The organism is Agrococcus sp. TSP3-2-1 (assembly GCF_049897585.1).
In the GTDB taxonomy this organism is placed as follows: Bacteria; Actinomycetota; Actinomycetes; order Actinomycetales; family Microbacteriaceae; genus Agrococcus.
Genome location: NZ_JAFCWN010000002.1, coordinates 245,180 through 271,811, shown reverse-complemented (window position 1 = coordinate 271,811; position 26,632 = coordinate 245,180). Strand labels below are relative to the sequence as shown.

The following is a 26,632-nucleotide window of genomic DNA, read 5'->3' as shown; positions in this document are numbered from 1 at the left end:
GGCGTGGCCCAGGCTAGCCGCCCCGCGCCCGTCGGTCCGTCTGGGATACTCGTCGGATGACTGCCGACACCACGCCGCGCAAGCGCCACACCGGCCGATGGATCGCCGTCGGGATCATCGGGGTCATCGTGCTCGCGCTCCTCGCCGCGATCGGCTGGTACTTCCTGCGCGTCAACCCGTCGCTGCAGCAGGTCGAGACGATCGAGACGGCGTTCCCCGAGGAGTCGCTGCGGCCGACGGTCGAGCCGGTCGAGGGCAACGCCCCCGTCAACGTGCTGCTGCTCGGCAGCGACTCGCGCGCGACCGACGGCTCGCTGCTCACGGGCCTCGGCGACCGCGCCGACACCATCCTCGTCGCCCACATCCCGCCCGACCGCGAGACGGTGCAGATCATGTCGATCATGCGCGACTCGTGGGTCGAGATCCCCGGTCACCCGGGCATGCGCAAGGTCAACGCGGCGCTCGCGCTCGGCGGGGTGCCGCTCATGGTGCAGACGGTCGAGGGCATCATCGACCAGCGCATCGACCACGTCGCGGTGATCGACTTCGAGGGGTTCAAGGGGCTCACGACCGCGCTCGGCGGCGTGACGCTGCAGAACGACATCGCCTTCGAGCAGAACGGCCACTCGTTCCCCGCGGGCGAGATCACCGTCGAGGGCGACGCGGCGCTCGCCTACGTGCGCGCCCGCTACCCCTTCAGCGACGGCGACTACCAGCGCGCCCACAACCAGCGGGCGCTGCTGCGCGGCGCGATCGAGCAGCTCATGACGCGCGAGAACCTCACGAACCCCGACCGGCTCGCCGGCATCTTCGCGACCGTCTCGCCGCACATGGCGATGACCGACACGCTCTCGCTCCCCGTCGGCGTCCAGCTCGCGACGCAGATGGCGCAGCTCGACTCGTCGCGCGTGCAGACCTTCACGATGCCGACGCTCGGCACCGGCATGGAGGGCTCGCAGTCGGTCGTCTACGTCAACTGGGACGGCGTCGAGCAGATCCGCGAGGCGTTCGACGCCGAGTCGATGACGAGCTTCCAGCCAGCTCCCGAGCGTTGAGGCCGAAGCGCTCAAGCCGGCGCAGCCGGCTTCAGCGCGAAGGCCTCAAGGTCGAGTAGCGCGCCGCAGGCGCGCGTATCGAGGCCTCGCCCCGGAGGAGCGCCCCGGGCCGCGCGCATCGAGGTCCACTCAGGCCGGCTCGGGCGCCGACGCGCTCGGCGCGGTCGCGTCGTCGTCGGGCGGCAGCACGCACCACGACTCGGCGACGATTCCCGCGACGAGCTGCAGCAGCGCCCCGACGAGCACGACGCCGAGCGCGACGAGCGCCTGCTCGGCGATGGCCGGACGGGTCGAGAAGAAGCCGATCGCGCCGAGCGCGGCTCCCGCGAGCAGCGCTGCGAGCGTCGAGGATGCCTTGGCGAAGCCGAGCACGCCGGTCGCGTGCCGGTAGTCGATGCGCCGTGTGCCGCGACCCGCTTGCCGCACGGGCCACGCGACGATGAGCAGCACGCCGCCCAGCACCGCGAGCGCCGGCCCGAGCGTGAGCGGCGGCACGAGCGCCGCGCGGCCGGTCATGACGAGCACCGCCTCGAGCAGCCAGCCCGCGAGCGCCGCCGCCACGACGAGCAGCCCGACGACGAGCGGGCTCGTGCGGGTCATGGCAGCTTCCACGCATCGCCGTGCGCGTAGTCCGCGAGCTCGGCGATGGGCCCGTGGCCGGGGATCGACGCGCGCGGATCGACCTCGAGCCACGGCTGCAGCACGAACTGCCGCTCGTGCGCCCGCGGGTGCGGGATGACGAGCCGATCCTCGGCGTGCTCCATCTCGCCGATCGCGACGATGTCGATGTCGATCGTGCGGTTCCCCCACCGCTGCGAGCGCTCGCGGCCGAGCGCCGCCTCGACGGCCTGCACCGCGTCGAGCAGGTCGACCGGCTCCATCGTCGTGCCGACGATGACGACGATGTTCACGTAGTCGGGCGAGAGCCCCTCGCCGTCGGGGTGCCACGACGGCGACTCCCACGCGCTCGAGCGGAGCAGGACGCGGATGCCGTCGATCGCGTCGAGGGCGCGCACGGCAGCGTCGATGGTCGCGACCCGGTCGCCGAGGTTGGCGCCGAGCGAGAGGACGGCGCGGCGCTCGAGCTGGAGCCTCATCCGATCCTCCACCGCGCCAAGGAGACGGCCACGTCGGCGAACGGTACGGCGATGGGGGCGTTCGGCTTGTGGACCGTCACCGACGCCCGCTGGACTCGCTCGTCGTCGAGGCAGACGCGGGCGATGCGATCCGCGAGCGTCTCGATGAGGTCGACCGGGTCGCTCGAGACCGCGGCGGCGACTCGCTCGGCGAGCTCCCCGTAGTGCACCGTTCGGCGGACGTCGTCGCTCGCCACAGCCGCCGCGAGGTCGAGCTCGAGGTCGACGTCGACGACGAACTCCTGGCCATCGCGGCGCTCCTCCGGCAGCACACCGTGGTGGCCGCGCGCGCGGATGCCGCGGAGAGAGATGCGGCTGGCCCGGTGCACGAGCTCGTGGGGCTCGCCGTGACGCGTGGGCTGCGACCCGCCAGCCGCATCCTGCATCGACTTGAGTGCCCGCAGCGCCGAGACCGTCGACGCGACATCGTGCACGCGCACGGCTGCAGCGCCACCCTGCGCCGCGAGCAGCGATGTCGCCGCCGTCGCGGCGTCGCGCTCAGCCGCGTCCGCGCCGTCGGGCAGCAGCGCGCCGAGAAAGCGCTTGCGGCTCGTGCCGACGAGCACCGGCAGCTGCAGCCTGGCGATGAAGTACAGGCCGGCCAGCAGCCGCCAGTTGTCGCGCGGCTCCTTCGAGAAGCCGAACCCGGGGTCGACGATGATCCGGTCGCGCTCGATGCCCGCTTCGACCGCGGCATCGATCCGCGAGCTGAGGTGGTCGGCGACCTCGCCCACCACATCGTCGTAGTGCGTGTCCTGCGTCACGTCGATGCCGCGCGAGTGCATGAGCACGATGCGTGCGCCGCCCTCGGCGACCGCGTCGAGCATCCCCTCGTCGTGCATGCCGGCGGTGACGTCGTTGACGATCTCGGCCCCCGCGGCGATGACGGCACGGGCGGTGGATGCGTGGATGGTGTCGACCGAGACGCGGGTGCCTTCGCGCACGAGCTCCTCGACGACGGGCAGGATGCGCGCGAGCTCCTCGGCCGGATCGATCGGATCGGCGCCGGGCCTGGTCGACTCGCCGCCGATGTCGATGACGTCGGCGCCTTGCGCGCGGAGCCGGCGCGCGTGCGCGATCGCCGCGCCAGGGTCGACGTAGCGGCCGCCGTCGCTGAACGAGTCGGGCGTGACGTTGAGGATGCCCCACACCTCGGTCATCGCTACCTCCGCTCCCCGATGAGGGCCATGATCTCAGCCCGCTCGATCGGCTCGGCGAGCCGGCCGCGGCTCGCCACGGTCACCGTCGACGAGTTGACCTGCCGCGACCCGCGTGCCCCGACGCAACCGTGGACCGCGTCGACGACGACGAGCACGCCCTCGGGATCGAGGCCCGCGACGAGCGCGTCGGCGATCTCGTCGGTGAGCCGCTCCTGGATCTGCGGCCGCGAGGCGATGGTCTCGACGACGCGCGGGATGCGGCCGAGGCCGACGATGCGGTCGCCCGGCAGGTAGGCGACGTGCGCGATGCCCGTGAACGGCAGCAGGTGGTGCTCGCACATCGAGCGGAACTCGATGTCGCGCAGCAGCACCATCTCGCCCCGCTCGCCCGTGAGGTCGGAGGTGTCGAGGTGCGCCGACGCATCCTCGCCGACGCCCGCGAAGTACTCGGCGTACGCCTCGGCGACCCGGCGCGGCGTCTCGGCGAGGCCCGGCCTGGCCGGGTCGTCGCCGATCGCCGCGAGCAGCTCGCGCACGGCCGCGGCGACGCGCGCCCGGTCGATGGCCATCAGCCCGCGGGCTCGGTGGCGACGTCGGGCTCGACGACCTCGTCGACGTGCTGCGACACCGGCAGCTCGATCGGCGGCCGGTCGCTCACCGGCCGGTCGGGGTGCGAGAGCCACTGCGGCCGCTCGGGCAGCTTCTCGACGTCGGCGAAGATCTCGGCGAGCGCGAGGTGGTCGAGCGTCTCGCGCTCGAGCAGCTCGCCCGCGAGCCGATCGAGCACGTCGCGGTTCTGGTTGAGCACTTGCCACGCCTCGGTGTGGGCCTGCTCGATGAGCGCGCGCACCTCGCGGTCGACGGCCTCGGACAGCGACGGCGAGTAGTCGCGGCCGCCGCCCATGTCGCGGCCGAAGAAGGCCTCCGACTGCGCGCTGCCGAGCTTCACGGCGCCGATCGCGGCGGTCATGCCGTACTCGGTCACCATCTTCCGCGCGATGCCGGTCGCCTTCTCGATGTCGTTGCCGGCGCCGGTCGTGGGGTCGTGGAAGACGATCTCCTCGGCGACCCGGCCGCCCATCGCGTAGGTGAGCTGGTCGAGCAGCTCGTTGCGCGTGACGGAGTACTTGTCGTTGACCGGCAGCACCATCGTGTAGCCGAGGGCGCGGCCGCGCGGCAGGATCGTCACCTTCGTGACGGGGTCGGAGTGGCGCATCGCTGCCGCCGCGAGCGCGTGGCCGCCCTCGTGGTAGGCGGTGATGAGCCGCTCCTTGTCGTTCATGACGCGCGTGCGGCGCTGTGGGCCCGCCATCACGCGGTCGACCGCCTCGTCGAGCGCCGCGTCGGTGATCTGCGTGAGGTTGCCGCGCGCGGTGAGGAGCGCCGCCTCGTTGAGCACGTTCGCGAGGTCGGCGCCCGTGAAGCCGGGGGTCTTCCGCGCGAGCACCGACAGGTCGACGCCCTCGGCGATCGGCTTGCCCTTCGCGTGCACCTTCAGGATCGTCTCGCGGCCCTTCATGTCTGGGGCGTCGACGCCGATCTGGCGGTCGAATCGGCCCGGGCGCAGCAGCGCTGGGTCGAGGATGTCGGGGCGGTTCGTCGCCGCGATGAGGATGACGTTCGTCTTGACGTCGAAGCCGTCCATCTCGACGAGCAGCTGGTTGAGCGTCTGCTCGCGCTCGTCGTGCCCGCCGCCGAGGCCCGCGCCGCGCTGGCGGCCGACGGCGTCGATCTCGTCGACGAAGATGATCGCCGGGGCGTTCTCCTTCGCCTGCTCGAAGAGGTCGCGCACGCGGCTCGCGCCGACGCCGACGAACATCTCGACGAAGTCGGAGCCCGAGATCGAGTAGAACGGCACGCCCGCCTCGCCCGCGACGGCTCGCGCGAGGAGCGTCTTGCCGGTGCCGGGAGGGCCGTAGAGCAGCACGCCCTTCGGGATGCGCGCACCGACCGCCTGGAACTTCGACGGGTCCTGCAGGAACTCCTTGATCTCGCCGAGCTCCTCGACCGCCTCGTCGGCACCCGCGACATCCGCGAACTTCACCTGCGGCATGTCCTTCGAGATGAGCTGGGCCTTCGACTTGCCGAACTGCATCACGCCGCGGTTGCCGCCCGAGAGCCGGGTCATGAAGAAGTAGAAGAGGGCGCCGAGCAGCAGCACCGGCAGCAGGATGCTGAACAGCGACAGCAGCCAGTTGGCCTGCGGCACCTCGTCGATGTAGCCGTTCTCGGGGTTCGCCGCGGTGATCGCGTCGACGAGCTCCTCGCCGCGCGGCTCGACGTAGTAGAACTGCACCCGCTCGCCGTACTCCTCGTGCGGCTCGCTGAGGGTGAGGTCGACGCGCTGCTCGCCGTCGACGATGCGCGCTTGCGCGATGTCGCCGTCGGCGATGAGCTGCATGCCGACGTCGGTCTGCACGGGCCGGTACTGCGGCGTCATGAAGAAGCTGAACGCGATGCCGACGATCAGGAGCGCGAGCACGATCCACGGGATGGGTCCGCGCAAGAACCTCTTGAAGCCCTTGTCCTTGTCCTTCTCAGTCGCCATTCGCCCAGGCTATCGCCGCGCGCCCCGCGCCCATCCGGCTGTTCGCTGTCGGCGCGGCGGCCGGCTAGCCCTCGAGCAGCTCGAGCGACATCACGACGGCGCGCAGCGTCGCGTACTCGGGGTCGGCGACGTACTGCTGCGCGGCCTCGAGCGACGGCACGGCCCACGGGGCTCCGGCGCCCGCGCCGCTCGCGACGACCTCGGAGCCGAACGAGACGACGCCCGAGGGTGTCTCGATCGCGTTGACGATCGGGCACTGCGGCCGCTGCGCGGCGTCGGCGGGCAGCAGGCCCATGCTGAAGACCCACTGATCGCCCAGCTGCAGGGCCGCGGCGCCGAACGCGGCGCCGGCGGCGCCGTCGATCGCGACCTCCTGCCGGTCGAGGCCGAGCGTGCGCCACCCGACCGGCGTGCCGGAGCCGTCGACGCACGTGCCGTCGCCCGTGTCGGGATCCTCGGCGTAGCCGAGCTGCCGCTCCCCGTCGGCGCTGCGGACGTCGAGCCCCCCGGGCGCCTCGGCGACGGTCCACTCGGCGGGGATGCGGAAGGTCGCGGTGCCGCTCGGCACGGGGATCTGCTGCCAGCCCGTCGTGTCGACGCCGGCGATCTCGGCGGGCAGCGACGACTCGACCTCTGGCGGCGCCTCGGCCGCGGGCGCGGTCGGCGGCGGCGCGGTGATGCCGGGCGGGATGGAGGGCCCGGCGTCGGGGTCCGGCGACGGCGCGCCCGAGCAGCCGACGAGCACGAGCGCCGCTCCGAGGAGGGCGAGGGGCGCGAGCGGACGGCGGAGCGGCTTCACGCGACCATCGTCCCAGACGCGCGCGCGAGCGCCGCTGTGAGCGCGCCGCCCTGCGGCGACCGCGACGAGCGCGCGAGCGCGACCCACGGCATCCGCACTACTCGCCGGAGTAGACGTGCGGCGCGAGCACGCCGATCCCGCGCATGTTGCGGTACTTCTCGGCGTAGTCGAGGCCGTAGCCGATGACGAACTCGTTGGGGATGTCGAAGCCGCAGTACTTCACGTCGACCTGCACCTTGAGCGCGTCGGGCTTGCGGAGCATCGTGCAGATCTCGACGGATGCGGCGCCGCGCGACTCGAGGTTGGCGCGCAGCCACGAGAGGGTCAGGCCCGAGTCGATGATGTCCTCGACGATGAGCACGTTGCGGCCGGTGAGGTCGCTGTCGAGGTCCTTCAGGATGCGGACGACGCCCGACGAGACGGTGCCCGAGCCATAGGACGAGACCGCCATCCAGTCCATCTCGATGTGGCGCTGCAGGGCGCGGGCGAGATCGGCCATCACCATGACCGCGCCGCGCAGCACGCCGACGAGCAGGAGGTCCTTGCCCTCGTAGTCGGCCTCGATCTCGCGCGCGAGCTCCTGGAGCTTCGCGTGGAGCTCCTCCTCGGTGATGAGTGTCTTGGCGAGGTCGGCCTCGACGTGGCTGAAGTCCATCTGCGCTCCTGGCGGTCGGCGTGGGTGAGACAAACCTACCGGCGCGCACCGCTCCTCCGGCCGTCGCGCGTCAGCTCGTCTCGAAGGAACGCAGGATCTCGATGATGGTCGCGTACTCGTCCGTCTCCATGTAGGCGCGGGCGTCGTCGAGCGAGTCGACCATCCAGAGCGGGTCCTCGCGCGGCATCGAGAAGTGCGTCCCCATGCTGACCGGATGCGCGGACGACATGCCGACGAAGTAGAGCTGGCATCCCGCGCCCGCGGACCGCGTCGTGCTCGTGATGCCGATGCCCATCTCCCATCGCTCGCCGATGGGCACGGCCACGGTCGCGATCACTGCGTCGTCCTCCTGCTCGAAGGGCATCGAGGCGGCAGGCTCGACCGCGAGCACGTCGAACGCGAGCGGCGCCTCGCACGAGCCCCCGATGTCGGGGAACTGCGCCATGCGCAGCAGCTCCTGGCCGTTCGGGGCGGTCAGCGTGGCTGCCTCCCACGGCAGCTCGTCGGGATCCGGGTGCGGCTCGGCGGTCGCCTCGAGCGTCCAGGTCGGCGGGTAGCGGAACGAGACGCTGCCGTCGCTCGAGGCGTACTCGAGCCAGTCGTCCGTCATGACGGGCGGGGCGGCGCTCGCGCTCGGCTCGGCCGACGGATCTGTCGGGGCACTCGCGGAGGGTGCAGCCGTGAAGGACGGCGCGGGCTCGCTCGGCGCGGGCGCGGCTGCGCCGGCGCAGCCGGTGAGCGCGAGCAGCGCGGCGACGGCGGCGGCGATCGTGACAGCGTGTGTCATGGGGGTCCTCTCGGCGGTGACGGAAGACATCCTCACCCCGTCATGTCCACCATCGTCGAGGCGTCACTCCCGGGAGGTCACGATTCGGCGACGACTGCCGAGCGGGCGCCTCACGCCGCGACGAAGACGAGCCGACGGCCCTCGCGCGAGACCCGGATGCCGGGCAGGTGGATCGGTCCCTGGCCGTGCCAATCGGTCACGAGGCGCGAGACCTCGAGCGTCTGCTGCCGCGTGAGGGCGGTGTGGAACTCGCTCTGCACCGCGAGCCGGATGATGCGCTGCCGCAGCGCAGGCGGGTTCGCGCCGAGGCCGCCGACGTCGAGCGAGAGCCCGCCCTCGGCGTGCTCGACGAGGTCGCCGATCTGCTCCTGCGCGAAGTGCGCGAGCGCCTCGGCGTCCTCCCGCAGCGTGTCGGCGGTGCGGGTGAGGGCGAGCGCCACTCCCCCGCCGAGCACCTCGTCGAGCATCGGCAGCACCCGGTGCCGCACGCGCACGCGCAGGAAGCGCTCGTCGTCGTTGTGCGGGTCGCTCCACGGCTCGAGCCCCTGGTCGCGGCACGCCTGGTGCGTCGTCGCGCGCCGCACCTGCAGCAGCGGCCGCCGCAGGAAGCCGATGCGCGGGTGCATGCCCCAGAGGCTCTCGGGGCCCGAGCCGCGCGCGAGGCCGATGAGCACCGTCTCGGCCTGGTCGTCGAGCGTGTGCCCGAGGAGGACGGCGGATGCGCCGGTGTCCTTCCGCGCCTGCAGGAGCGCCGCGTAGCGGGCCTGACGGGCGGCCGCCTCGGGGCTCCCGTCGGGCGCGACATGCACGGGCACGATGCGCACCGGGTCGAGGCCGAGCGCTCGCCCCTTTTCGGCCGCGCGCTCGGCGATCTCGGCGCTGCCCGCCTGCAGCTGGTGGTCGACGACCACCGCGCCGGCGCGCAGGCCGGCGCGCTGCGCCTCGAAGGCCGCCGCCCCGGCGAGCGCGAGCGAGTCGGCGCCGCCCGAGAGCGCGACGAGCACGAGGGCGCCCTCAGGGAGGTCGGCGAGGGCCTCGCGCACCGCCCGACGCACGTCGGCGACGGCAGGCGTCAGCCGCGGTCGACGGTCGCTTTCGGGCATGAAGTAACCTTATGCCGATTCCTCATCCCCACGAGAAGGAGCCGCTCTTGGCCGCCTACGACGTCGTCATCGAGATCCCGAAGGGGAGCCGCAACAAGTACGAGGTCGATCACGAGACGGGTCGCGTCTACCTCGACCGGGTGCTGTTCACGACCTTCGTCTACCCGACCGACTACGGCTTCTTCGAGGGCACGCTCGGCCTCGACGGCGACCCGGTCGACGCGCTCGTGCTGCTCGAGTACCCGGTGCCGCCGGGCGTCTTCGTGCGCGTGCGCCCCGTCGGCCAGCTCAACATGGAGGACGACGGCGGCATCGACACGAAGGTCATCTGCGTGCTCGAGAAGGACCCGCGCTGGGCCCACATCCAAGACATCGCCGACGTGCCGCAGCAGATCCGCGACGAGATCGAGCACTTCTTCCTGCACTACAAGGACCTCGAGCCCGGCAAGTGGGCGAAGCTGGGCGACTGGGAGGGCGCGGAGGCCGCCGAGGCGACCGTGCAGGCCGGCCTCGCAGCCTTCGACGCTGAGCACGGAGACCAGAGCGGCGAGGGCGTCGAGAAGCCCGAGGGTGGCCGCGACGTCACCGACTGACACCGATCGACCGAAGAGGGGCGCACCGCGAGGTGCGCCCCTCTTCGCGTCTGCGCGCTCCGATGGCTGAGCCGCTCCGCGCCCGCGGGGCGCTGAGCGTGTCGAAGCCCGTCAGCGCAGGTAGACGCCCCGCGCGTTGAGGAACGGCTCGGGGTTCACGAGCGCGCCGTTCACGCGCACCTGGAAGTGCAGGTGGCAGCCGGTCGAGTGGCCGGTGTTGCCCTCGTACCCGACGACCTGCCCTCGGCTCACGCGCGCGCCGTAGCCGACGCTCGCGGGCTGCGACATGTGGGCGTACTCGGTCTGGATGCCGCCCCCGTGGTTGATGTAGAGGATGTTCGCGCCGTAGATGTCGCGACCGCGGAAGACGACCGTGCCGGCCGCAGGAGCGAAGATCGGTGTGCCGCATCCGGCGGCGATGTCGATGCCTGCGTGGAGCTTGCGGCCCAGCTTGCCGACCGGGTCGTTGCGCCAGCCGTAGGCGGACGTGAACCGGCCGTAGTGCGGGGTCTGCCAACCGCTGCTCGCGGGCGGCGCGACGGGCACGGTGCCACCGCCGCCCGAGCCGCCGCCAGAACCTCCGCCGGAGCCTCCGCCCGATCCGCCGGAACCGGCGGCGGCAGCGGCTCGAGCCGCCTCCTCGGCGAGACGCCGTGCCTCAGCCTCCGCGGCAGCGCGCGCTGCTGCGGCGCGGCGCTCCTCCTCGATGCGACGGAGTCGCTCCTGCTCGGCCAGCCACGCCCGGTGGCGCTGGCCCGCCTGGTAGTCGGCCTCGGTCGCTGCGCGGTTCTCCTCGAGCACCGCGAGCTGCGCCTCGAGCTGCGCCCGGTGCTCCTGCTCTCGGGCAACGGCCGCCTCGGCGGCGACGGCGGCGTCGGCCGCAGCGGCGAAGGCGGCGTCGGCCGCCTCCTTGAGCTCCTGCAGCGCATCGCGGGCGACGACCGCTTGCGCCTGGAGCGCCGACGCGGTGTTGGCGTCCTGCTGGGCCTGCTCGTAGAGCGAGTCGGCCGTGCCGGCGACGCGGTCCATGAGGTCGAGCCGGTACAGCCACGTGTCGGCCGAGCCGGGGTTGGCGAAGAGCTCGGCGCTCATGTCGCCCGTGCCGCCCGTGCGAGCGAGCTGCGCGGCGAGCTGGCCCGCGGCGAGCTCCGACTCGTCGGCCCGCGCGAACGCGTCGTCGGCCTGCTGCTGCAGCCGCTCGGCGACCGCGACGGCCTCGTCGTACACGCGCTGCGCCTCGATGGCCTCGGCGGCCTTCTGGTCTGCGAACGCACGGGCGCTCGCGAGCTCGCTCTCGAGCTGCCCGATGAGCGCTCGGATGTCGGCGATCTGCTGGTTCTTCGCGGCCTCGTTGCCGCGCGCCTGCTCGACCTCGGCCCACGTCGGGAAGCCGTACTCGTCGACCGCCTCGGCCGACGGCGCGACCGGGACGACGAAGCCGACCACGAGAGCGGCGACCGCGACCGTCGTCGCGAACGCTCGTCGGTAGCCGCGCGGATGGGCGCGGCCCCGTGCGACTCGGGCCGACTGGTCGGGCTCGTGCATCTCGCTCCTGCCGCAGCGCAGGGCTGCTGAAGACTCCATCGTGCACCCCGAATGAGCGTGGGCGACGACACAACGGGAGCAACCCTAGCAACTATCATGTTCGACCTGAAGGTTGAGATTCGACGGATGCGGCGAGGCGTGTCGCGCTGGAGCGGCGTCGGTTTGCACGCGACCCGGGTCTCATGTAACGTTTCCCCTCGGTAGTCATGTGCTCCGGCGCATGGCCCCATCGTTTAGCGGCCTAGGACACCGCCCTTTCACGGCGGCAGCACGGGTTCGAATCCCGTTGGGGTCACTCACTCGCGGATTCATCTGTACGATGGGGACTACCGGAATGGCCCTGTAGCGCAGTTTGGTTAGCGCGCCGCCCTGTCACGGCGGAGGTCGCGGGTTCAAGTCCCGTCAGGGTCGCCATTGCCCTGGCCCTCTCGAGAGAGAGGGCCTTGTGCAAGGGCGGGCGAGAGCCCGCTTCGGCTCCTCGAGAGCTTGGCTCTGTAGCTCAGTTGGTAGAGCGTTCGACTGAAAATCGAAAGGTCACCGGATCGATGCCGGTCGGAGCCACCATCGACAAGCCCCCGCCTCGGCGGGGGCTTCGTCGTTCGGCGGGCAGCGGAGGCGTCAGTCGCCGATGAGCGCCCGGAGCGTCGGCGCGTCCTCGTTCGCACCGAATGCCGGGAAGCCCGGCTGCAGCCGCAGGCCTGCTGCGAGCGAGTCGAGCACGACCGGGTCGAAGCCGAAGTCGTCGACGAGCTGCGCCACGAGCCGCACATCCTCCGGGCTGTCGCCCGCGACGGCGATCGCGCGGCGCTGCGGGCTCCCGGTCGAGCGCGGCCAGTCGGCGAGGTCGTGGTAGCCCATGTGGTTGAACGCCTTCACGACGCGCGACTCGGGCAGGAACTCCTGCACGATGGTGCTCGTCGGCCGCTCGGGGTCGGTGAACTCGTCGCGGAGGCCGTCGGTCTCCCACCAGTAGTTCATGGCGTCGACGACGACCTTGCCGCGCAGCGCCTCGACCGGCAGCCGGTCGTACTGGCCGAGCGGCAGCGCGAGGATCACGAGGTCGGCCTGTGCCGCGGCATCGGCGGCGAGCATGGGCTCGGCGCCCGGCGCCATGTACTCCGCGATGAGGCGGATGCGCTGGGGCGAGCCCGAGGCGGCGATGAGCGTGCGGTGCCCCGCGGCGAGCGAGAGGCGCGCGAGCACCGTGCCGATCTTGCCGGCCCCGAGGATGCCGATCGTGAGCGTCTCGCGCGGTCGCTCGGCGTCGGCGATGCTCGATGCGACCGTGTGCGTCATGCGGGTGCTCTCCTCGTCGTGCGGATCTCTCGTCGTGTCGACCCGAGTGTGCCAACGCGCCCTGAGGGTTCCCCATTCCGCCCGGACGCGCTCGACGCCTTCCCTGAGCGGCGTCACCGGCGGATCATGACCGCGGGTGTCGTATCCGGCGCCTCCCGTTCGTAGATCATGTGAGGCGGTCGATGGGGCCGCTCGAGAGGAGACAGAGATGGCGCAGTACTTGATCGCGTTCAACGACGAGTGGGTCCCGGCGCACACCGCCGAGGAGCTGCGCGCGAAGAGCGCGGCCTCCGGTGCCGTGATCGCGCAGATGCAGCAGGCGGGCGTCTACGTGTTCGGGGACGGCGGGCTCGACGCATCCACCGTCGTCTGCAGCGTCGTGAACCAAGGCGGCGAGCCCGTCTTCACGGACGGGCCCTACGTCGAGACGAAGGAGCACCTCGGCGGCTTCGCGGTGATCGACGTGCCCGACGACGAGACCGCGCGCCACTGGGCGGGCCGGCTCGCCGTGGCGCTCGACTGGCCGCAGGAGGTGCACCGCTTCCCCTCCGGGATGACCGAGATCGTGGAGCGGCACGCGCAGGAGCACGACTGAGATGGCGCGCTACATGCTGTCGGTGTTCGGGCCCGCCGAGCGCGCGCCGTTCGGGGAGTACGGCTCGCGGGAGGCGATGGCGCAGGCGCTCGCCGACACCGGCGCCTTCAACGAGCGGCTCGAGCGCGGCGGGCACTTCGTCTTCGCCGACGGGCTCGCCGAGGCGAGCACCGCGACGACCGTCGACGGGCGGGGCGAGCGGCCCATCGTCACCGACGGCCCCTACCTCGAGTCGAAGGAGCACCTCGGCGGCTTCTGGGTCATCGAGGCAGCCGGTCTCGACGAGGCGATCGCGCTCGCCGCGGAGGGCTCGAGGGCGTGCCGCGACCCCGTCGAGGTGCGCCCGTTCAACACGGCGGAGTCCGTCCGGGCCACGCTCGACGCGTGACCGACCAGGCCGGCCTCGCGATCGCCCGCGCCCACCGCACCGAATGGGCGCGGGTGGTCGCCGGGCTCGTCCGCCGCTTCGAGGACCTCGAGCTCGCGGAGGACGCCGCGGGCGAGGCCTTCCTCGCGACGCGCGATCGACCGGCTGCGCCGCGAGGCGCAGCGGCACGGCAAGCACGAGGCGGCGCTCATGGTCTTCGACGACTCCCCTCCCGAGCCGACCGGCGCGGTCGACGACGACCGGCTGCGGCTGCTGTTCACGTGCTGCCACCCGGCGCTCGCGATCGAGGCGCGCGTCGCGCTGACCCGGCGGCTCGTCGCCGGGCTTGCGGTCGCCGACATCGCACGAGCCTTCCTCGTGCCGGCGTCGACGATGGCGCAGCGGCTCACGCGGGCGAAGCGGAAGATCCGGGTGGCGCGGATCCCCTACCGCGTGCCCTCGGAGGCGGACGTCGGCGAGCGGCTCCAGGGCGTGCTCACGGTCGTCTACCTCGTCTTCAACGAGGGCTACCTCGCGGGCTCCGGCGCCGAGCCCGTGCGCCGCGAGCTCACCGACGAGGCGATCCGGCTCGGCCGGCTGCTGCGCGAGCTGCGCCCCGACGACGGCGAGGTCGCGGGCCTGCTCGCCCTCATGCTGCTCGCCGAGGCTCGGCGGCCCGCGCGGGTCTCGCCCGAGGGGGAGCTCGTGACGCTCGACCGGCAGGACCGCGCCGCGTGGCATCGCGACCTGATCGACGAGGGGCACGCGCTCGTGCGCGAGCGCGCCGCGACTGGCGAGGCGCCCAGCCGCTTCCAGCTGCTCGCCGCGATGAGCGCCGTGCACACCGCCTCGTCGACCGCGCGGGAGACCGACTGGCCGCGGATCCTCGCGCTCTACGACCGGCTCGTCGCGCTCGACCCGTCGCCGATCGTGCGGCTCAACCGAGCGGTCGCGATCGGCGAGGTGCACGGCCCTGGTGCGGCGCTCGCCGAGGTCGACCGCGTGGCAGTCGAGATCGACGGCTACCACGCGCTGCACGCGACGCGAGCGGATCTGCTGCGCCGGCTCGGGCGGAGCGACGAGGCGCGCGCCGCCTACGACCGGGCGCTCGAGCTCACGAGCAATGCCGCCGAGCGTGCCTACCTCGCCCGGCGGCGCGACGAGCTCGACGAGTGATCGCGCGCCGGTCAGTCGGTCGAGTCGACGAGCGGCTCCGCAGCCGGGTCGGGCTGACGCCCGCGGTGGAAGCGGCGGCCGCTCACCCGCGAGATCTCGATGCGCACGAACTCGCGCTTCACGCTCGGCACGAGCGAGCGGATCGGCAGCTGCTCGGCCTCCTCGAGCTCCTTGCCCGAGTCGAGCCTGCGCGCCCTGCCGTGCGCGACGACGCTCCACGCCTCGCGCTCGCCGATGTGGTCGATCTCGAAGACCACGTCGTCGGCGAGCAGCACCCCGGCGAGCTTCGTGCCCGGCGCCGTGCGGAACGTCACGTCGCGCCCGTCTGCGTGGTAGTTGATCGGGAACACCTCGAGCACGTCGCCGACGCGGAACGCGATGCGCCCGAACTCGAAGGCGCGGAGCAGCTTGAGGCACTCGTCCTCGCTGATCTCGATCATCCCGGCCGTGCTCATGGCCTCATCGTGCCAAAGCCCCGGCGGCCGCGCCAGAGGCGGCGGCGGTCAGCGCTCGCGCTGCGCCCGTTCCTCCCGCAAGCGCGCCGAGAGGCCCGCCTCGTCGGCGAGCCGCGGCTCGGTGCGCAGCTCGGGGCGCACGCCCGCCTTGTCGGCGTAGAAGGCGCGGATGCGGTCCATGTCGGCCGGGACGTCGCCCGTGAGCGAGATGGTCGGGCCCAGGCCCGCGGTGCGGGTCGTCGCGTCGACGAAGCCGAGCGTGACGGGCAGGCCCGCCTCGAGGGCGATGCGGTAGAAGCCGCTCCGCCACTGCGTCGAGCGGCGAGTGCCGTCGGGCGTGACGACGATCGCGGCGCGCGGGTCGTCGCGCACGAGCGCGATGACGCGGTCGACGAGCCCGGCCGGGTCGTCCCGGTCGACGGGGATGCCGCCGAGGCGGTGCATCAGCCAGCCGAGCGGCCCCTGGAACAGCTCTCGCTTGCCGAGCCAGCGCACCGGCAGTCGCGCATCCCACGCGATCCCGAGCATGAGCACGAAGTCGCGGTTCGAGGTGTGGGGGGCGCCGATGAGCAGCCGCGCACCGTCGACGGGCGGCTGCTCGCGGACGAGCCGCCAAGGGCTGAGCGCCCAGTGCAGCCGCGCGAGCGCGTGGCGGACGGGCTGCCGCTTCGGTGCCCTCCGGTTCATCGCCTCGTCGCCAGCATCGGGCACTCGAACGGGTCGCGGGCGGCGAGGCCCACGCGGTTCAAGTAGCGGATGACGGAGGCGTAGGCGCCGACCATGTCGGTCTCGGTGTAGGTGATGTCGTGCTCGCGGCAGTGGGCGCGCACGATCTCGCTCGCGGCGCGGAGGTGCGGGCGAGCCATGTTGGGGAACAGGTGGTGCTCGACCTGGTAGTTGAGGCCACCCATGAGCATCGTCGTGCCCCAGCCGCGGATGTTGCGCGAGGTGCGCACCTGCTTCGTGAAGAAGTCGAGCTTCGCGTCGCGGCTGACGGTCGGCATCCCCTTGTGGTTCGGCGCGAACGACGCGCCCATGCCGATGCCGAAGACGGCGAGCTGCACGCCGAGGAAGGCGAGCGCCATGAGCGGCGGCATGACGAGCAGCAGGAAGGTGATGAGCAGGGCGAAGCGGCCGGCGATGAGGCCGAGCTCGAGCCAGCGGCCGACGACCGGGCGGCGCTCGAGCAGGGTGATGATCGAGCGCACGTGCAGGTTGGCGCCCTCGAAGGTCAGCAGCGGGAAGAACAGCCAGCCCTGGCGCTGGGTCACCCAGCGCTGGATGCCGCGCGCCTTCTTGGCGTCGCTCGGCAGGAACGAGATCGTGTCGATCTCGATGTCGGGGTCGCGGCCGATCTGATTGGGGTTCGCGTGGTGGCGCGAGTGCTTCGTCATCCACCACTGGTGGCTGATGCCGACGACGCCCGCGGCGAGGATGCGGCCGAGCCGGTCGTTCGCGGGGCCGGACTTCAGCACCTGCCGGTGCGACGCCTCGTGCGCGATGAACGAGATCTGCGTGAGCACGATGCCGAGGCCGGCCGCGATGAGCAGCTGGAACCACGAGTCGCCCAGCAGCACGGAGCCGACGAGCAGCCCGACGAGTGCGATGCCGAGACCGGCCATGAGCCACGCGTAGAAGCCCACCCTGCGCTCGAGCAGGCCTGCGTCTCGCACGGCCTTCGCGACGACCCGGAAGTCGGCGCGCGCTCCTCGCTCGGAGGGCGGTGTGGTGGCCCGGAGCTCGCCTTGCGAGCTCCTCACGGCGGTCATCGTGGTCATGGTGCCCCTCTCGGGCTCGTCGGCGACTTCCCAGCCGATGCGGGCCTGGCGACCTTCACGATCGTGACCCCGGATGCTTTACAGCGTATGGCGTACGCAATTCCGTAGGCCGCATACGCCCTGTGGATCGCGTCTGCATCCGCAGGTGCGCGGCTCGCGACGGCATCGAGGGGACCCGCCCTGCGGCGGATCCCCTCGATGGACGGCGGCGGCTCAGCGGGTCGCGAGCTCCGCATCCTGCTCGTCGTCAGCGGCATCCGCCGACGGCGCCGACGCCGAATCGGCCGAGGGCGCCGACATGACGTCGGCCGGCGGCACGGGCGCCGCGCCCGCGGTCGCGATGGGCTGCGCCGACGGGTCGGACGCGCGCCCCCGCTTCTCGGGGACCGGAAGGGTGCCGGCGGCCCGGAGCTGCGCGTAGTGCGCCATCGCCTCGGCCTGGCGCTCGGCCTCGGCGCCGGTCGCGATGTGCGCGCGCAGGTGCTCGTCGCCGAGGCCGAAGGCCGCGACGAGGTCGAGCGCGTGCGGCCGCAGCTTCTGCAGCAGCACCTCGATCGTCGAGGTCACGGCCTTCGAGCGGGCACCCGAGAGCCGGCCGTTCTCGAGGTGCCACGCGGCGTGCTCCTCGATGATCGTGAGCGCGAAGAGGTCGCGCACGTGCGTCATGACCTCCTTGGTCGCCGCGGGCATCCGCTCGACGGCCACGTCGAGCGCGTCGTACTGCTGCAGCTCGACCCACGCGCGCGCGGCCTCGATGAGCTCGTGCTGCTCATCGTTGAAGGCGGCGGCCGCGCCGGCCTGGTCCTTCGGCGCGTTCCGCAGCCGGCCTGCGATGTCCGCGACCATCTGCTCGACGCGGTCCTCGAGCAGGTCGCGCTGCACGTCGCGGTCGCGGAGCGCGAGCGACGACTTCTTGACGTTGCGGAGGTCGCGCACGTCCTGCGAGAGCGTGCGCAGGCCGACGAACGACGTCGCGCGATCGAAGAGCTGGTCGGCCGCGAAGCGGGCGATGTCGGCCTTCGAGGCGCCCTTGAACTGCTTGGAGAAGTCGCCGAGCAGGCGCTTGCCGACGAGCTGCAGCAGCACCGTGTTGTCGCCCTCGAACGTGACGTAGACGTCGAGGTCGGCGCGCAGCTGCACGATGCGGTTCTCGCCGAGGAAGCCCGCACCGCCGCACGCCTCGCGCGCCTCCTGCAGCGTGTCGAGCGCCTGCCACGTCGAGAGCGCCTTCAGCCCAGCGGCGAGGGTCTCGAGGTCCTCGCGCTCCTCCGGGGTGTCGTGCTGGCCCGAGAAGACGCCGTCGAACTTCGTCAGCAGGATCTCGTGCGCGTACGACTGCGCGTAGGCCTTCGCGAGCCGCGTGAACAGGCGGCGCTGGTGCCGGCGGTAGTCGAGCAGCACCTCCTCCTCGGCGTTGCTCGAGGCGTTGAACTGGCGCCGCTCGGTGCCGTAGCGGATCGCGATCGCGAGCCCCGCCTGCTGCGCCATGACCGCGGCGCCGTCGAGCGAGACGCGGCCCTGCACGAGCGTGCCGATCATGGTGAAGAAGCGGCGGCCGGGGCTGGCGATCGGGCTCGAGTAGGTGCCGTCGGGCGCGACGTCGCCATAGCGGTTGAGCAGGTTCGTGCGCGGCACGCGCACGTTCGTGAAGTGCAGGCGGCCGTTGTCGATGCCGTTGAGCCCGCCCTTGTAGCCGTCGTCCTCCCCGCCGATGCCGGGCAGGAACGCGCCGTCCTCGTCGCGGAGCGGCACGTAGAAGGCGTGCACGCCGTGGTCGACGCCCTTCGTGATGAGCTTCGCGAAGACGACCGCGTCCTTGCCGTGCAGCGCGGCGTTGCCGAGGTAGTCCTTCCACGCGCCGCGGAACGGCGTGTGGATGACGAACTCCTCGGTGGCCTCGTCGTACGTCGCGGTCGTGCCGATCGAGGCGACGTCCGAGCCGTGGCCCGTCTCGGTCATCGCGAAGGCGCCGGGGACCTCGAACCGCATGATGGGCGGCAGGAAGGTGTCGTGGTGGTGCTCGGTGCCGAGGTGCAGCACCGCGGCGCCGAAGAGCCCGAACTGCACGCCCGACTTGATCTGCAGGCTCGGATCGGCGAGCACGAGGTCGCCGAATCCCGCGATGTTGCCGCCGTGGTCGTCGTCGCCACCGAGGCGCTTCGGGAACGCCGCGAGCACGGCGCCGTCGTCGACGAGCAGCTGCAGCTGCTCGAGCACGCGCGCGCGGTGGTCGGCGACCGTCAGGTCGTCGACGCGCTGGTAGCGGGGGTCGGCGGCCTTCGCTCGCGCGGCGATGCGGCGCTCCGCCCACGTGCCGAGCAGGTCGCGGCTCAGCCAGTCGACGTCGACTGCGGCGTGCGTGCGCGGGCTCGTGGAGCGCTGGCGGTCGGTGCGGTCGGCCATGGTTCCCCCTTCAGGACAGGACGGATGCGTCCTCACGGTAGGCACGACCCTCGAGACCGCGCGAAGCCGTTGGTCGCGACCGCAATCGCGGCCAGGGACGCCTCACGACCTGTTGTGCCGGATCCACAACGGTCCGACCCATCCGCTGTCCGGGTCCGCAGGGTCCCGAGTCAGCCCATCGCGTCGAAGATCGACTCGCCCGCGACGAGCGTGAGCGCGACCGGCATGGCGCGCAGCGCCGCGGCGGCCTCCTGCGGGTCGTCGGTCGCGGGGAGCGGCGCACCGAGCACGACGAGGTCGGCGGGCTCGCCCACGGCGATGCGCGTGCGGCTCGATGCGGCGATCGCCTGCTCGAGCGAGAGCGCCTCCTCCGGCTGCCACGGCGCCTCGTCGCCGCGCGTGCGGGTGACGGCGGTCGCGATGCCGAGCCAGGGGTCGAGGGGCGTGACGGGGGCGTCGGAGCCGAGCACGACGCGTACGCCCGCGTCGACGAGGGAGCGCAGCCGATAGGCATCGCGCGAGCGATCCGACCACAGCGAGGCCATGAGCTCGCGGTCGTCGAGCGCGTGCTCCGGCTGCACGGAGGCGACGATGCCGAGCGTCGCCATGCGCGGGATGTCGACGCCCGCGACGAGCTGCGCGTGCTCGATGCGCCCGCGGGCGCCCGCGCGCTCGAAGGCGTCGATCGCCGCGGTGACGGCCGCATCGCCGATCGCGTGGACCATCGCATCGAGCCCGAGCTCGGCGGCCCGTGCGAGCAGCCGATCGAGCGCCTCGTCGTCGACGTTGCGCACGCCCCGGCCGAAGTCGCCGCCGTCGACCTTGGCGCTCGAGGTGCCGTACGGATGCGCTGTCCACGCCGTGCGCGTGCCGAGCGAGCCGTCGGAGATCACCTTGAGCCCGCCCACGCGGGCGCGGCCCGCGATGACGTCGCCCGAGCGCAGCCCGCGCTCGGCGGCGAGCTCGAGCTCGTCGGCGTAGATGCCGACGTCGACGCGCGTCGGCGTCGCCCTGCCGGGGCGCATCCACTGCCCGACGGCGTCGCCGAACTCGAGGTCGACGACGCCGACGACGCCGCGCGTCGCCGCGGCAGCCAGGGCGTCGACGACGTGGCGGTCGAGCGCATCGGGGTCGAGCATCGCCTCGACGTCGCCGAGCGCGGCGAATGCGGCGTCCTCGCGCAGCAGCGCACCGTCGCGCTCGAGCCCGAGGCGCTCGAGCATCGCGGTGTTGGGCCACGAGCAGTGGACGTCGCTCGAGACGACGAGCGTGGGCACCGAGCCGGTCGCCTCGTCGAGCAGCGCACGGGTCGGGGCGGCGGGCCAGAGGCCGTCGCGCATGCCGACGAGCACGAGCGGGTCGGGCCCCGAGTGGCGCACGACTGCCGCGGCGGCGATCGCGGCGGCCTCCTCGGCCGACTCCGCGGCGAGCACGCTCTGACGCGTGCGGTGCCGCGCCCACTGGCTCATGTGCGTGTGCTCGTCCCACAGCCCGGGGATGACGACCGCGCCCTCGAGGTCTCGGCGCTCCCCCGTCGACGGCGTCGATCCCGCCGGACTGACGCGCTCGATCTCACCGTCGACGATGTCGATGTCGGTCAGGGAGCCGTCGAGGAGCCGGGCGTTCGCGAGTCGCATGGCTCCATTGTGGGGCCGCAGCGCGAGCCCGCCGTGCGCGCCGCGTCAGTGCGCGGATCGCGGCTCGCGGCGGCGCGCGATGCGCTCGAGATCGGGCTTCCGGCGAGGCGCCTGCTGGCGCAGGAGCACGACGACCGTCGCGAGCGATCCGACGGCGCCGATCGCGGCGATGATGGCGAGCCACGTGGGGTCCGTGGCGACGCTGCTGGCCCAGGTCGCTTCCATGCGTCGATGATGCGCTCGCCGCCGCGCGAGCGCCAGGGGCCGATTCGCGGCAGACGGCCCGGCGATCGAGTCGCCGGGCCGTCAGCGGTCGGGATGCGGGTGGGTCATCGGGCGGGCACCGCGCCGCCCCAGATGGCGGCGTCGATGACGGGCTGCGTCATCTGCGGCGCGAGGCCGTTGCCGGGCGCATCGAGGCGGTGCGAGACCTGCTCCTCGAGCGCGGCGGCGACGCGTCGCGCGTCGTGGTCGAGCGAGCGGTCGCGGAGCCGGGCGATGCGCTCCGCATCGGTGGCGACACGGGGCGCGCGCTGGCGGACCAGCGCGGAGACGGTGGCGACGATCGCGACGGCACCGAGGGCGAGGAGGATGAGGAGCCAGGTGATGTTCATGGCAGGAAGTCTGCGCTTGCCAAGATCCCGCCACGAGTGGCAGAATCGTCAACGTCCGACAACATCCTGCCAATCATCTCCGGGAGGGGGCACGCGATGCTCAAGGTGGCCTGCATCGTCGACGACGACGTCAGTGCGTTCGAGCTCGCTGTCGCGGGCGAGGTCTTCGGCTACGACCGCACCGACCGCGGCGTGCCGCGGCACGACTTCCGCGTCGTCACGCAGACGCCCGGGCCCGTGCGGGTCGCCGGCGGGCTCGGCCTGCCGATGATGGTCGAGCACGGACTCGACTTCGCCGACGAGGCCGACTTGCTCATCCTCACGCCGTACGCGCAGTGCGAGTACGACGGCGAGTGCTCGCTCGCCGTCTCGCGGGTGCTGCAGCGCGCCGTCGACCGCGGCGCTCGCGTGCTCGCGCTGTGCTCGGGGGCGTTCGTCGCCGCGAAGGCCGGCATCCTCGACGGCCGGCGAGCGACGACGCACTGGCGGCACATCGACGGCCTCGCCGCGCAGTTCCCGCACATCGCGCTCGAGCGCGACGCGCTGTGGGTCGACGACGGACCCGTCACGACGAGCGCCGGCACGGCGGCGGCGATCGACGCGTCGCTGCACGTCGTGCGCCAGCTGCACGGCGCGCAGGCCGCCGCGGTCATCGCCCGCTCGATGGTCGTGCCGCCGCTGCGCGACGGCGGCCAGTCGCAGTTCGCGGTCGGGCCGGTCGCCGAGCAGCGCGCCGAGACGCTCGCCCCGCTCATCGACTGGATGGTCGCGCACCTCGACGAGGAGCACACCGTCGCATCGCTCGCGCGGCGCGCGAACCTCTCGGAGCGCACGTTCGCGCGCCGGTTCCGCGAGGAGCTCGGCACGACGCCGGCCGCGTGGCTCACGTCGCAGCGCGTGCAGCGCGCCCAGGCGCTGCTCGAGGCGACCGACCTCGGCCTCGACGTCGTCGCGCAGCAGGCGGGGTTCGGCACGGCGGCGCTGCTGCGGCACCACTTCACCCGGCAGCTGCGCGTCTCGCCCTCGGCGTACCGGCGGCGCTTCGCGGTCCCCGAGACCGCCGCCGCGGCTCAGCCGAGCGCGCTCCAGCCCGGCGGCATGTAGCCCTCCGCCTCGAGCACGAACCGGCCGAGCGGCGTCGGCGGGCGCTTCTGGATCTTCGGCACCGACGAGCGCAGCTCCTTGAACGGCTTGCCGTACACCGTCACCTCGCGGCGATCCTCGAACTCGACGCCGGGCCTGGGCATCGGGATCGTCAGCACGCGACCGGTCGCCCATTCCGGCTCCACCGGCATGACGGGCTGCAGCTCGATGACGCGATCCCCGGGGAACATGAAGCCGCCGAAGGCGACGGGGTTCCCGCCGTCCACGGGAGCGAGCCACCGCATCCAGACCCCCGGGTCGAAGTCGGGGAGCGGCTGCGTCGCCGACCGCTCGATCGCTCGCCGCGCACCGAGCTGCCACAGCTCGTACACCCGCTCGGCCGACCCGTCGAAGTCGTAGAGCTGCACCTCGATGAGCGCGTCGACGTCGTCGAGCGCGGTCTCGTCGACCGCGAGCCCGTCCGGCAGCGCTGCTCGGTACGTCCAGGGATGGAGCGACTTGCCGAAGCGGGTCGCGGGCTCGATCACCAGCCCACCGGCGTCGTCGAACTCGGCGTCGACGAGGAATGCCTCGCCCTGCGGATCGAGCGCCCAGAGCCCGTAGGGATTGACCGGCTGCTCGCCCTCCCGCTCGAGGGGCGGCTCCTGCGGGAGGAAGTCCTGCATGCTGCTCGACACGTAGAGGCCGCGCTCCTCCGAGCGCCATTCGTCGTCGCGCGTCGCGTCGGTGCGCACCGTGCCGTCGGGCCGCTCGCGCTCGAGCTCGACCTCGGCGAACCAGCCGTCCTCGTCGACCCCGTCGATCCGCTTGACCGCCGTGCTGTAGATGCCCGCGGGGATCTCACCCGCGCCCTCGGGCACCCGCAGGTAGGTGCGGCGCTGGCCGATCGGGTGGTGCGAGAGGCGGATCTCGACGATCGGGCCGCGACGCGACTCGAGGTAGCCGACGTGCGGGAAGGAGAGGTCGCCGACGAGCTGGGTCACGGGTCAACGGTAGCCGGGTCTGCATGCGCCCGGCCTGCGGCCGGGCTGCTCGACCAACGGGCGGAGGGACGGCCCGCGGCCGGGCTGCTCGGCCGACGGGGCTGCGCGAGCGAAAGGGGTCAGGCGAGGAGGGCGCCGGAGCCGGGCGGGAGCGTCAGCCCATCCGCGAGCGCGACGTCGGGGTGGGTCTGGAAGCGCAGCTCCGTGCGCTCGACCGCGACCGTCTGCGGCTCGCGACCGACGTTGATGACGATCTCGACCGCATCCGCGAGCCCTGCGCGCCGCACGAGCCGCAGCACGCGCCGCTCCTCGTCGACCTCGACGCGATTGCGCGCGTAGTGCGGGTCGGTGAGCGCCTCGAGCTCGCGCCGCAGCCGCGCGAGCTGCCGGTAGCCCTCGAGCACGCGCGCGTGGCGCCCGCCCTCGGCCTCAGCCCAGTCGAGCTTCGAGCGCTCGAAGGTCGCTGGGTCCTGCGGGTCGGGCACGACGGCCGGATCCCAGCCCATCTGCTCGAACTCCTCGAGCCGACCCTCGGCGGTCGCCGTGCCGAGCTCGGGCTCGGGGTGCGACGTGAAGAACTGGAACGGCGTCGATGCCGCCCACTCCTCGCCCATGAAGAGCATCGGGGTGAACGGGCCCGCGTAGAGCAGCAGCGCCGCGCACAGCAGCTGCGACTCGTCGAGCACCTCGGTGATGCGGTCGCCGCGCGCGCGGTTGCCGATCTGGTCGTGGTTCTGCGCCGCCACGACGAGCCGCCACGACAACGAGCGCTCGACGTCGATCGGATGCCCGTGGTCACGGCCGCGGAACGACGAGTAGGTGCCGTCGTGGAAGAAGCCGCGCTCGAGCGCCTTGCCGAGCGCCGCGAGCGGCTCGAAGTCGGCGTAGTAGCCCGCCGTCTCGCCCGTGAGGGCGACGTGCACGCCGTGGTGGAAGTCATCCGACCACTGCCCGTCGAGCCCGTAGCCGCCGCCCTCGCGCGGCGTGATGAGCTTGGGGTCGTTCAGGTCGCTCTCGGCGATGAGCTCGAGCGGCCGCCCGAGGTGCGCCGAGAGCGCGGCCGTCTCGATCGCCATCTCCTCGAGGATGTGCGTGTCGGCCTCGTCGTGGAGCGCGTGCACCGCGTCGAGCCGCAGCGCATCCACGTGCATGTCCTCGAACCAGAAGCGCACGTTGTCGAGGATGTAGCGGCGCACCGCCGGCTCGGCGAGGTTGACGTGCTCGCCCCACGTCGAGCGGCCCGCGCTCGAGAGGTAGGGCCCGTAGAGCGGCAGGTAGTTGCCCGACGGCCCGAGGTGGTTGTAGACGACGTCCTGCACGACCGCGAGCCCCGCGCCGTGCGCGGCGTCGATGAAGCGCTGGTAGGCGTCGGGCCCGCCGTAGCCCTCGTGCACCGCGAACCAGGCGACGCCGTCGTAGCCCCAGTTGTGCGTGCCGTTGAAGGCATTCATCGGCAGCAGCTCGACGTGCGTGACGCCGATCTCGCGCAAGTGGTCGAGCCGGCCCGCGGCCGCCTCGAGCGTGCCCTCGGGCGTGAACGTGCCGACGTGCAGCTCGTAGATGACGCCGCCGGCGATCGGCTTGCCCGTCCAGCCGGCGTCCTGCCAGGGGTGGGCGGATGCGTCCCACACGCGGGAGCGCTCGTGCACGCCGCCGGGCTGGCGCATGCTGCGCGGGTCGGGCCGCACCATTTCGTCGTCGTCGATCTGGAAGCCGTAGTCGCCCGCGGGCGCGAGCGCGTGCCACCAGCCGCCCTCGGCGCTCGTCATCTCGACGGACTCGTCGGCGGCGACGACGCGCATCCGCTCGGCGTTCGGCGCCCAGACCCGGTACTCGTGCAGCATGAGTCGAGGCTAGGACGGCCGCGCCGCGCGAGCCTGCCGGTTGCCTGGGAGCCGGCCGGGTCGCCGCGCTACCGCTGCGCGGAGCGCGCGCGGAACCACTCGTTCGCCGCGGGCAGGAAGAGCAGCACGACGCTCAGGATCGAGATGAGCGAGCCGAAGTTGAGGCCCTGGCCCGAGGAGAGCGACGTGATGATGCCGATCGCGGCGAGCACGGCGAGCACGATGCGCGCCCAGTTGCGGCCCTTCGTGGCGAACAGCAGCACGACGACCTGCGCGACGACGAGCACGGCCGCGACCGCGAGCAGCATCCCGACGGCCCCGAGCATCCCCGCGTCGCCCGCGCCGGCGAACGCGAGCAGGCCGAGCCCGGCGATGCCGATGCCGATGACCCCGAGCGCGACGCCGGCCCACTGGATGCCGAGGCCCCACTTGACGACTGCAGGCATCGGCATGGCCGCGCCGTAGGCGGGCTGGCCGTGCTGGGCGCCGTGGCCGTACTCGGCGCCCTGGCCGTACGGCGCGTAGCTCACCGGCTGATCGCCGGAGGGCTGGCTGGACGGCTGACCGCCGTAGGGCTGGCCCTGCTGAGGCTGGCCGTAGCGCGGCTGCTGGTGGTCGTCGGGCGAGTGCGCGTCGTGCTGCATGAGGGCAGGCTATGCCTCCCCTGTGCCCACGCGCACCCTCGGCCTCGCGGCGCGCCGCGGCGGAGGGGCCGAGCACACCCACCAGCCGCCCGACCCCTCCGGCGGCGGCGCGACCGACTCGGCGCCGCGGTCGATGCGACGCGAACCGAGTCGCGAGCTCCAGCACGCGAGACCCGCACATCGTAGTAACAGCGTCTGCGAACGCGCCGAGAGCACCTCCACCCTGAGCGGTCACTTCCGCCCGTGACCGGTCACTTCCGCCCGTGACCGGTCAGTTTCGCCCGTGAGCGGTCAGTTCGGTCCGTGAGCGGTCAGTTCGGTTCGTGAGCGGTCAGTTCCGCCCGTGAGCGGTCAG

Annotated in this window: 26 protein-coding genes, 3 tRNA genes and 1 pseudogene; 9 read left to right on the top strand and 21 right to left on the bottom strand. The window is 72.7% G+C overall.

The window, feature by feature from the left end; translation table 11 throughout:
- The first annotated feature begins 56 nt into the window (after nt 1–56).
- Nucleotides 57–1,055, top strand: a complete 999-nt coding sequence (locus ACP7BI_RS03840; RefSeq protein ID WP_425843866.1) for an LCP family protein — start codon at nt 57–59, stop codon at nt 1,053–1,055.
- Between the two features lie 129 nt (nt 1,056–1,184).
- Here ACP7BI_RS03840 and ACP7BI_RS03835 read toward each other — a convergent pair whose 3' ends face one another.
- The 9 genes from ACP7BI_RS03835 to tilS form a co-directional block, all read right to left on the bottom strand.
- Nucleotides 1,185–1,655 (bottom strand): DUF3180 family protein, encoded by a 471-nt coding sequence (locus ACP7BI_RS03835; protein ID WP_425843864.1) that lies wholly within the window; start codon nt 1,653–1,655, stop codon nt 1,185–1,187.
- Nucleotides 1,652–2,152, bottom strand: coding sequence for a 2-amino-4-hydroxy-6-hydroxymethyldihydropteridine diphosphokinase (folK, locus tag ACP7BI_RS03830; protein WP_425843862.1), 501 nt, complete (start codon nt 2,150–2,152; stop codon nt 1,652–1,654). The genes ACP7BI_RS03835 and folK overlap by 4 nt, the downstream gene beginning before the upstream one ends.
- A complete protein-coding gene (gene folP / locus ACP7BI_RS03825) occupies nt 2,149–3,351 on the bottom strand; it encodes a dihydropteroate synthase (RefSeq protein WP_425843860.1) in 1,203 nt (400 codons plus the stop codon). The genes folK and folP overlap by 4 nt, the downstream gene beginning before the upstream one ends.
- A gap of 2 nt (nt 3,352–3,353) precedes the next feature.
- The gene (gene folE / locus ACP7BI_RS03820) at nt 3,354–3,920 is read right to left on the bottom strand and encodes a GTP cyclohydrolase I FolE (RefSeq protein ID WP_425843859.1); all 567 of its coding nucleotides are present in this window, start codon (nt 3,918–3,920) and stop codon (nt 3,354–3,356) included.
- On the bottom strand, nt 3,920–5,899 hold the full coding sequence (gene ftsH / locus ACP7BI_RS03815; protein ID WP_425843857.1) for an ATP-dependent zinc metalloprotease FtsH: 1,980 nt from the start codon (nt 5,897–5,899) through the stop codon (nt 3,920–3,922). The genes folE and ftsH overlap by 1 nt, the downstream gene beginning before the upstream one ends.
- A gap of 64 nt (nt 5,900–5,963) precedes the next feature.
- Complete coding sequence (locus ACP7BI_RS03810; protein WP_425843856.1) at nt 5,964–6,698, bottom strand: hypothetical protein; 735 nt, start codon at nt 6,696–6,698, stop codon at nt 5,964–5,966.
- A gap of 97 nt (nt 6,699–6,795) precedes the next feature.
- On the bottom strand, nt 6,796–7,353 hold the full coding sequence (gene hpt / locus ACP7BI_RS03805; RefSeq protein WP_425843855.1) for a hypoxanthine phosphoribosyltransferase: 558 nt from the start codon (nt 7,351–7,353) through the stop codon (nt 6,796–6,798).
- A gap of 70 nt (nt 7,354–7,423) precedes the next feature.
- The gene (locus ACP7BI_RS03800) at nt 7,424–8,140 is read right to left on the bottom strand and encodes a hypothetical protein (RefSeq protein ID WP_425843853.1); all 717 of its coding nucleotides are present in this window, start codon (nt 8,138–8,140) and stop codon (nt 7,424–7,426) included.
- 110 nt (nt 8,141–8,250) lie between these two features.
- Complete coding sequence (gene tilS / locus ACP7BI_RS03795) at nt 8,251–9,243, bottom strand: tRNA lysidine(34) synthetase TilS (RefSeq protein ID WP_425843852.1); 993 nt, start codon at nt 9,241–9,243, stop codon at nt 8,251–8,253.
- A gap of 47 nt (nt 9,244–9,290) precedes the next feature.
- On the opposite strand from tilS, the gene ACP7BI_RS03790 reads away from it, so the two are divergent.
- Nucleotides 9,291–9,836, top strand: coding sequence for an inorganic diphosphatase (locus tag ACP7BI_RS03790; RefSeq protein WP_283245015.1), 546 nt, complete (start codon nt 9,291–9,293; stop codon nt 9,834–9,836).
- 111 nt (nt 9,837–9,947) lie between these two features.
- Here the strand turns inward: ACP7BI_RS03790 and ACP7BI_RS03785 are convergent, their stop codons facing one another.
- Nucleotides 9,948–11,381, bottom strand: coding sequence for a peptidoglycan DD-metalloendopeptidase family protein (locus ACP7BI_RS03785; protein ID WP_425843851.1), 1,434 nt, complete (start codon nt 11,379–11,381; stop codon nt 9,948–9,950).
- A 222-nt stretch (nt 11,382–11,603) separates the two neighbouring features.
- Between ACP7BI_RS03785 and ACP7BI_RS03780 the strand changes: the two genes are divergently transcribed.
- From ACP7BI_RS03780 to ACP7BI_RS03770, 3 genes are all read left to right on the top strand, one after another.
- Nucleotides 11,604–11,676, top strand: a tRNA-Glu gene (locus ACP7BI_RS03780).
- Between the two features lie 41 nt (nt 11,677–11,717).
- A tRNA-Asp gene (locus tag ACP7BI_RS03775) sits at nt 11,718–11,795 on the top strand.
- Nucleotides 11,796–11,869: 74 nt separating this feature from the next.
- Nucleotides 11,870–11,945 (top strand) — tRNA-Phe (locus ACP7BI_RS03770).
- Between the two features lie 54 nt (nt 11,946–11,999).
- Here ACP7BI_RS03770 and ACP7BI_RS03765 read toward each other — a convergent pair.
- Nucleotides 12,000–12,677 (bottom strand): NADPH-dependent F420 reductase, encoded by a 678-nt coding sequence (locus tag ACP7BI_RS03765; RefSeq protein WP_425843850.1) that lies wholly within the window; start codon nt 12,675–12,677, stop codon nt 12,000–12,002.
- Nucleotides 12,678–12,885: 208 nt separating this feature from the next.
- On the opposite strand from ACP7BI_RS03765, the gene ACP7BI_RS03760 reads away from it, so the two are divergent.
- The 3 genes and pseudogenes from ACP7BI_RS03760 (at nt 12,886) to ACP7BI_RS03750 (ending at nt 14,815) form a co-directional block, all read left to right on the top strand.
- A complete protein-coding gene (locus tag ACP7BI_RS03760) occupies nt 12,886–13,272 on the top strand; it encodes a YciI family protein (protein WP_425843848.1) in 387 nt (128 codons plus the stop codon).
- 1 nt (nt 13,273) lies between these two features.
- The gene (locus ACP7BI_RS03755; protein WP_425843846.1) at nt 13,274–13,660 is read left to right on the top strand and encodes a YciI family protein; all 387 of its coding nucleotides are present in this window, start codon (nt 13,274–13,276) and stop codon (nt 13,658–13,660) included.
- Nucleotides 13,657–14,815 (top strand): annotated as a pseudogene (locus ACP7BI_RS03750) (RNA polymerase sigma factor). Before ACP7BI_RS03755 ends, ACP7BI_RS03750 begins: the two are co-directional and overlap by 4 nt.
- 11 nt (nt 14,816–14,826) lie before the next feature.
- Here ACP7BI_RS03750 and ACP7BI_RS03745 read toward each other — a convergent pair.
- The 7 genes from ACP7BI_RS03745 to ACP7BI_RS03715 form a co-directional block, all read right to left on the bottom strand.
- The gene (locus ACP7BI_RS03745) at nt 14,827–15,270 is read right to left on the bottom strand and encodes a pyridoxamine 5'-phosphate oxidase family protein (RefSeq protein WP_425843845.1); all 444 of its coding nucleotides are present in this window, start codon (nt 15,268–15,270) and stop codon (nt 14,827–14,829) included.
- 48 nt (nt 15,271–15,318) lie between these two features.
- Nucleotides 15,319–15,957: a 1-acyl-sn-glycerol-3-phosphate acyltransferase gene (locus tag ACP7BI_RS03740; protein WP_425843844.1), complete on the bottom strand. Its 639-nt coding sequence runs from the start codon at nt 15,955–15,957 to the stop codon at nt 15,319–15,321.
- Nucleotides 15,954–17,048, bottom strand: a complete 1,095-nt coding sequence (locus ACP7BI_RS03735; protein WP_425843843.1) for a fatty acid desaturase family protein — start codon at nt 17,046–17,048, stop codon at nt 15,954–15,956. The genes ACP7BI_RS03740 and ACP7BI_RS03735 overlap by 4 nt, the downstream gene beginning before the upstream one ends.
- Nucleotides 17,049–17,261: 213 nt before the next feature.
- Nucleotides 17,262–19,451, bottom strand: coding sequence for an acyl-CoA dehydrogenase (locus ACP7BI_RS03730; protein WP_425843842.1), 2,190 nt, complete (start codon nt 19,449–19,451; stop codon nt 17,262–17,264).
- A gap of 170 nt (nt 19,452–19,621) precedes the next feature.
- Complete coding sequence (locus ACP7BI_RS03725) at nt 19,622–21,088, bottom strand: amidohydrolase family protein (protein ID WP_425843841.1); 1,467 nt, start codon at nt 21,086–21,088, stop codon at nt 19,622–19,624.
- Nucleotides 21,089–21,133: 45 nt separating this feature from the next.
- Entirely contained in the window at nt 21,134–21,313 is a 180-nt protein-coding gene (locus ACP7BI_RS03720; protein ID WP_425843840.1) for a hypothetical protein, read from the bottom strand.
- 104 nt (nt 21,314–21,417) lie between these two features.
- A complete protein-coding gene (locus ACP7BI_RS03715) occupies nt 21,418–21,702 on the bottom strand; it encodes a hypothetical protein (protein WP_425843838.1) in 285 nt (94 codons plus the stop codon).
- A 96-nt stretch (nt 21,703–21,798) separates the two neighbouring features.
- On the opposite strand from ACP7BI_RS03715, the gene ACP7BI_RS03710 reads away from it, so the two are divergent.
- A complete protein-coding gene (locus ACP7BI_RS03710; RefSeq protein WP_425843837.1) occupies nt 21,799–22,806 on the top strand; it encodes a GlxA family transcriptional regulator in 1,008 nt (335 codons plus the stop codon).
- On the opposite strand, the gene ACP7BI_RS03705 is transcribed toward ACP7BI_RS03710, so the two are convergent.
- The 3 genes from ACP7BI_RS03705 to ACP7BI_RS03695 form a co-directional block, all read right to left on the bottom strand.
- Nucleotides 22,773–23,789 carry a hypothetical protein gene (locus ACP7BI_RS03705; protein ID WP_425843835.1) on the bottom strand — a complete coding sequence of 339 codons (1,017 nt, stop codon included), beginning with the start codon at nt 23,787–23,789 and terminating at the stop codon, nt 22,773–22,775. The genes ACP7BI_RS03710 and ACP7BI_RS03705 overlap by 34 nt on opposite strands.
- A gap of 119 nt (nt 23,790–23,908) precedes the next feature.
- Nucleotides 23,909–25,633: a malto-oligosyltrehalose trehalohydrolase gene (treZ, locus tag ACP7BI_RS03700; RefSeq protein ID WP_425843834.1), complete on the bottom strand. Its 1,725-nt coding sequence runs from the start codon at nt 25,631–25,633 to the stop codon at nt 23,909–23,911.
- Nucleotides 25,634–25,701: 68 nt separating this feature from the next.
- A complete protein-coding gene (locus tag ACP7BI_RS03695) occupies nt 25,702–26,277 on the bottom strand; it encodes a hypothetical protein (RefSeq protein ID WP_425843832.1) in 576 nt (191 codons plus the stop codon).
- Nucleotides 26,278–26,632 lie beyond the last annotated feature (355 nt).